Source organism: Nocardioides sp. (assembly GCF_036374615.1).
In the GTDB taxonomy this organism is placed as follows: domain Bacteria; phylum Actinomycetota; class Actinomycetes; order Propionibacteriales; family Nocardioidaceae; genus Nocardioides.
In genome coordinates, this window is the sequence record NZ_DASUTK010000218.1 from 1 (window position 1) to 4,940 (window position 4,940).

Annotated in this window: 7 protein-coding genes; all 7 read left to right on the forward strand. The window is 72.0% G+C overall.

Annotated features, from left to right (window positions below; all coding sequences use genetic code 11):
* Window positions 1-43 precede the first annotated feature (43 nt).
* On the forward strand, window positions 44-883 hold the full coding sequence (locus VFZ39_RS16795) for an arylamine N-acetyltransferase family protein (RefSeq protein ID WP_330866939.1): 840 nt from the start codon (window positions 44-46) through the stop codon (window positions 881-883).
* A gap of 80 nt (window positions 884-963) precedes the next feature.
* Window positions 964-1,485: a crossover junction endodeoxyribonuclease RuvC gene (gene ruvC, locus VFZ39_RS16800; protein ID WP_330866940.1), complete on the forward strand. Its 522-nt coding sequence runs from the start codon at window positions 964-966 to the stop codon at window positions 1,483-1,485.
* Window positions 1,482-2,081: a Holliday junction branch migration protein RuvA gene (gene ruvA, locus VFZ39_RS16805; protein WP_330866941.1), complete on the forward strand. Its 600-nt coding sequence runs from the start codon at window positions 1,482-1,484 to the stop codon at window positions 2,079-2,081. The genes ruvC and ruvA overlap by 4 nt, the downstream gene beginning before the upstream one ends.
* A gap of 7 nt (window positions 2,082-2,088) precedes the next feature.
* Window positions 2,089-3,186: a Holliday junction branch migration DNA helicase RuvB gene (gene ruvB, locus VFZ39_RS16810; RefSeq protein WP_330866942.1), complete on the forward strand. Its 1,098-nt coding sequence runs from the start codon at window positions 2,089-2,091 to the stop codon at window positions 3,184-3,186.
* A 122-nt stretch (window positions 3,187-3,308) separates the two neighbouring features.
* Entirely contained in the window at window positions 3,309-3,605 is a 297-nt protein-coding gene (yajC, locus tag VFZ39_RS16815) for a preprotein translocase subunit YajC (protein WP_330866943.1), read from the forward strand.
* A gap of 50 nt (window positions 3,606-3,655) precedes the next feature.
* The gene (locus VFZ39_RS16820; protein ID WP_330866944.1) at window positions 3,656-4,195 is read left to right on the forward strand and encodes an adenine phosphoribosyltransferase; all 540 of its coding nucleotides are present in this window, start codon (window positions 3,656-3,658) and stop codon (window positions 4,193-4,195) included.
* Window positions 4,196-4,281: 86 nt separating this feature from the next.
* Window positions 4,282-4,940, forward strand: a 659-nt coding sequence (locus VFZ39_RS16825; RefSeq protein WP_330866945.1) for an HD domain-containing protein, incomplete at its 3' end; no start/stop codon positions are given.

A 4,940-nucleotide genomic window follows, 5' to 3' on the forward strand; every position in this document is an offset into this window, starting at 1 on the left:
ACTCTCAGGCACACGCCGCGGTCTCTTCTGGAACCCTGGTGCCGTGAGATCTGCCAACGGATTCGACCTGGCCGCCTACCTCGACCGGATCGGCGCCGACGCGGAACCGCCGTCCTACGATGCCCTCGCGCGACTGCAGGCTGCCCATGTCCGCACCCACCCCTTCGACAACATCGACGTGCTCCTGGAGCAACACCCCGGCGTCACGCTCGCGGCGGTGCAGGAGAAGTTCGTCGGCCGGGGTCGCGGGGGCTACTGCTTCGAGCACGCCACCGTGTTCCACGCGGCCGTGGTCGCGTTGGGGTACGACGCGACCCTGCGGCTGGCCAGAGTCGGCGACCCGGACGCTGCCCCGCGCACCCACCTCGGCGTGGTCGTGACGCTCGACGGCGTCCGCTGGCTGGCCGATCCCGGGATCGGCGTACCCCCGCTGGCACCGGTGCGGCTCGAGGACGGTGCCCGCCTCGACGGCGGCATCTGGCCGCACGAGCTGCGCCGGGTCGAGGAGGGGCCGTCAGGCCCCGGCTGGCAGCTCTGGCGCGAGCGCTCGTCAGGGTGGGAGCTGATGCACACCACCGACGAGCTGCCGGTCCGAGCGGTCGACGTGACGATGGGCCACCACTTCACCAGCACCTACCCGACGTCCCACTTCCGCAGCACGTTCATGCTCTCCCGGCACGGGCTCGCCGACGACGGGACGCCGGTGCAGACGACCGTGACCCTCGACGGGGTGACCAGCCGACGGGCGGGTGCGCCGAGCACGCAGCGCCCGCTGGACCTCGACGAGCTCCCCGAGCTGCTCGACGGCCTCGGTGCGAACCTCACCGCGGGCGAGACGTCACGGCTCGTACGACGGCTGGAGGGACTGCTCGCGGAGCGCTGACCGCCTGCGTGTCGTGCCCGGATCGGCCGGGTCCGGCGTCTAGCGTGGACACGAACACACGTTCGGACAGGAGGCCCACGGTGCGCGTGCTCGGAATCGACCCCGGTCTGACCCGCTGCGGGCTCGGCGTGGTCGAGGGTCAGGTCGGCCGGCCGTTGCGGCTGGTCGACGTCAACGTGGTGCGGACCTCGGCCGACCTGGCGATCGCCGACCGGCTGGTCACGATCGAGCGGGGGATCGACGCCTGGCTCGACGAGTACGACCCGGAGGCGGTCGCGGTGGAGCGGGTCTTCGCCCGGTCCGACTCCAGCACGGTGATGGGCACCGCCCAGGCGAGCGGGATCGCGCTGGTCGCGGCCGCTCGGCGTGGCCTGCCGGTGGCGTCGTACACCCCGAGCGAGGTGAAGGCGGCCGTGTCGGGCAGTGGCCGCGCGGGGAAGGCCCAGGTCGGGGCGATGGTCACCCGGATCCTTCGGCTCGACGCCCCACCGAAGCCCGCCGACGCGGCCGACGCGCTGGCGCTGGCCATCACCCATGTCTGGCGCGGCAGCGCCCAGTCGAGGATCGATGCGGCCGTCGCGGCCGCCGGGAGGAAGCAGTGATCGCGTTCGTGCGCGGCCAGGTGGCCGCGGTCGGGCTGACCTCGGCGGTGGTCGAGGTCGGCGGAGTCGGACTCGAGGTGCTGTGCACCCCGGGGACCTTGGCGACCTTGCGCCCCGGACAGCCAGCGACCCTGCCGACGAGCATGGTGGTGAGGGAGGACTCTCTGACCCTGTTCGGCTTCCTCGACGAGGACGAGCGGACGACGTTCGAGCTGGTGCAGACGGCCTCCGGCGTCGGACCCAAGCTGGCGCAGGCGATCCTCGCCGTCCTCGGTCCCGACGACCTGCGGCTCGCCATCACCAGCGAGGACGTGAAGACCCTGACCAGGGTGCCGGGCATCGGCCAGAAGGGCGCGCAGCGGATCATCCTGGAGCTCAAGGACCGGATCGGTGCGCCCACCGGCTCTTCCGGCGGTGTGTCCGTCGCCCCGGTCGGCGCCGACTGGCGGGGTCAGGTGCAGCAGGGGCTGGTGGGCCTCGGCTGGTCGACGAAGGAGGCCGACCGGGCGGTCACCGAGGTGGCCGACCAGGCCGGCGACGTACCCGACGTCGGAGCACTCCTGCGGGCCGCCCTCCGAACGCTGAGCAGGGCGTGATCGGCCGATGAGCGACCACCACACCGACACCGACCGTGAGACCGGCGAGGACCTCGAGCTGACGGCGGCTGAGGAGGCCCACCTGCGCTCGCTGACCGCGGTCGAGGCGGAAGGAGACGAGCGGGCGGTCGAGGCGGCGCTGCGCCCCCGCACCCTCGACGAGGTGATCGGCCAGGCGCGGGTCCGTGCTCAGCTGGGGCTGGTGCTCGAGGCAGCCCGGCAGCGCGAGAAGGCCCCCGACCACGTGCTGCTGTCCGGCCCGCCAGGGCTGGGCAAGACCACCCTCGCCATGATCATCGCCGCCGAGATGACCTCGCCGCTGCGGCTCACCAGCGGGCCCGCGATCACCCACGCCGGTGACCTCGCCGCAATCCTGTCGGGGATGAACGAGGGGGACGTGCTCTTCGTCGACGAGATCCACCGGATGTCTCGTCCTGCCGAGGAGATGCTCTACCTCGCCATGGAGGACTTCCGGGTCGACGTCGTCATCGGCAAGGGCCCCGGAGCCACCGCCATCCCGCTCGAGATCCCGCCGTTCACGCTGGTCGGCGCCACCACCCGCGCGGGCCTGCTGCCAGGCCCGCTACGCGACCGGTTCGGCTTCACCGGCCACCTCGAGTTCTACGACCCGGCCGAGCTGGAGCAGATCGTGCGCCGCTCCGCCGGGCTCCTGGAGGTGGAGCTCACCGACGAGGGAGCGATCGAGATCGCCTCCCGCTCGCGCGGCACGCCCCGGATCGCCAACCGGTTGCTGCGCCGGGTGCGCGACTACGCCCAGGTGCGCGCCGACGGCATCGTCGACCTCGACGTCGCCCACCGCGCCCTCGAGCTGTACGAGGTCGACGAGTCCGGTCTCGACCGGCTCGACCGGGCGGTGCTCGGCGCGCTGTGCACCAAGTTCGGCGGTGGCCCGGTCGGCGTCTCCACCATCGCGGTGGCGGTCGGCGAGGAGCGGGAGACGGTCGAGGAGGTGGCCGAACCGTTCCTGGTCCGGATGGGCCTGCTGGCCCGTACGCCGAGGGGTCGGATCGCCACGCCCGCGGCCTGGGCGCACCTGGGACTCGCGGCGCCGCCGCCGGTCGACCCGGTGCTGTTCGACGAGTGAGCGTCCCGCCAGCCCTCTGACCAGCCGCCGAGTGCCCGCCCGCTGCCGCGATCGTTACACTTCTGCGTTGGTCGGCCACCCGGTGGTCGCCGCCCCCACCCCGTCACCCGAGAGGCCCCATCGTGCAGGAGCTCGTCTCCCTGTTGCCCATCATCGGAATCGCGCTGCTGTTCTGGCTGCTCATCATCCGGCCCCAGTCGAAGCGCCAGCGCGCCGTGCGAGAGATGCAGTCCGAGCTCCGGGTCGGCCAGGAGGTGATGCTCAGCTCCGGCATGTTCGGCACGATCGAGCAGCTCACCGACGACAACCTCCACCTCCGGATCGCCGACGGTGTGACCGTCAAGGTCGCCAAGGGAGCGGTCGCGAACGTCGTCGACAGCGCGGAAGACGTCGAGCAGCAGCCGCCGTCCGAGAGCTGAGCCGCCCGATCGGAGCGAGGCGACCCATGAGCGATCGGCAGTCCGACCGACTGGCAGCGGCCCGCGACGCTGTCGGGCGGCTCGTCGTCGACGTGCCTGACTTCCCGGAGCCGGGTGTCGTCTTCAAGGACATCAGCCCCCTGCTCGCCGACCACGACGGCTTCACCGCCGTGATCGACGCGTTGGCCGACGCGGGGCGCGACGACGCGGGCGACGTCGTCGTCGACAAGGTGGTCGGGATGGAGGCCCGTGGGTTCATCCTGGCGGCGCCGGTTGCGCTCGCCCTCGGTTGCGGGTTCGTCCCGGTCCGCAAGGCCGGCAAGCTGCCGCGGGAGACCTACGCCGTGGCCTACGCGCTGGAGTACGGCGAGGCGACGCTCGAGCTGCACCAGGACTCCGTCGCGCCGGGCGAGCGGGTGCTGATGGTCGACGACGTGCTGGCCACCGGCGGCACGGTCGCAGCCACCACCGAGCTCATCCGTCGATGCGGCGGCGAGGCGCACGCCGTGTCGGTGCTCCTGGAGCTCGGCTTCCTCGACGGTCGGTCGAAGACCGGCGCGCTCCCGGTCGCCAGCGTCGTCACGCTCTGAGCCGCACCTCCGGTCGCCCGTAGAATGGGGTCATGGCCGACGAGCAGACCCAGACCGCTCCTGAAGCGGCTCCGTCTGCGCGTGGGATGCGGGCTCGGCTGGCGCGGATGGGAACCCGGAGCCAGCCCGGCAACCCGGTGCTCGAGCCGCTGTTCCGCGCGGTGCGGGCCAACCACCCGAAGGCTGACCTCGCGCTGCTGGAGCGCGCCTACGACACCGCCGAGCGGCTGCACGCCAACCAGGTGCGCAAGAGCGGCGACCCGTACATCACCCACCCGCTTGCGGTCACCACCATCCTCGCCGACATGGGCATGACCGAGCCGACGCTGGTCGCCGCGCTGCTGCACGACACGGTCGAGGACACGCCGTACGCGCTCGACGAGCTCACCCGCGACTTCGGCGAGGAGGTGGCCCGGCTCGTCGACGGGGTGACCAAGCTCGACAAGGTCAAGTACGGCGAGACGGCGCAGGCGGAGACCATCCGCAAGATGATCGTCGCGATGTCGCGCGACATCCGGGTGCTGGTCATCAAGCTCGCCGACCGGCTGCACAACATGCGGACGCTGCGTTACGTGAAGCGGGAGTCGCAGGAGCGGACCGCCCGCGAGACCCTCGACATCTACGCCCCGCTGGCCCACCGGCTGGGCATGAACACGATCAAGTGGGAGCTCGAGGACCTCGCGTTCGCGACCCTGCACCCCAAGATCTACGACGAGATCGTGCGGATGGTCGCCGAGCGGGCGCC

Coding starts and splice junctions, on each gene's coding strand:
- ruvB (WP_330866942.1), top strand. CDS start 2,089: ATGAGCGACCACCACACCGACACCGACCGTGAGACCGGCGAGGACCTC.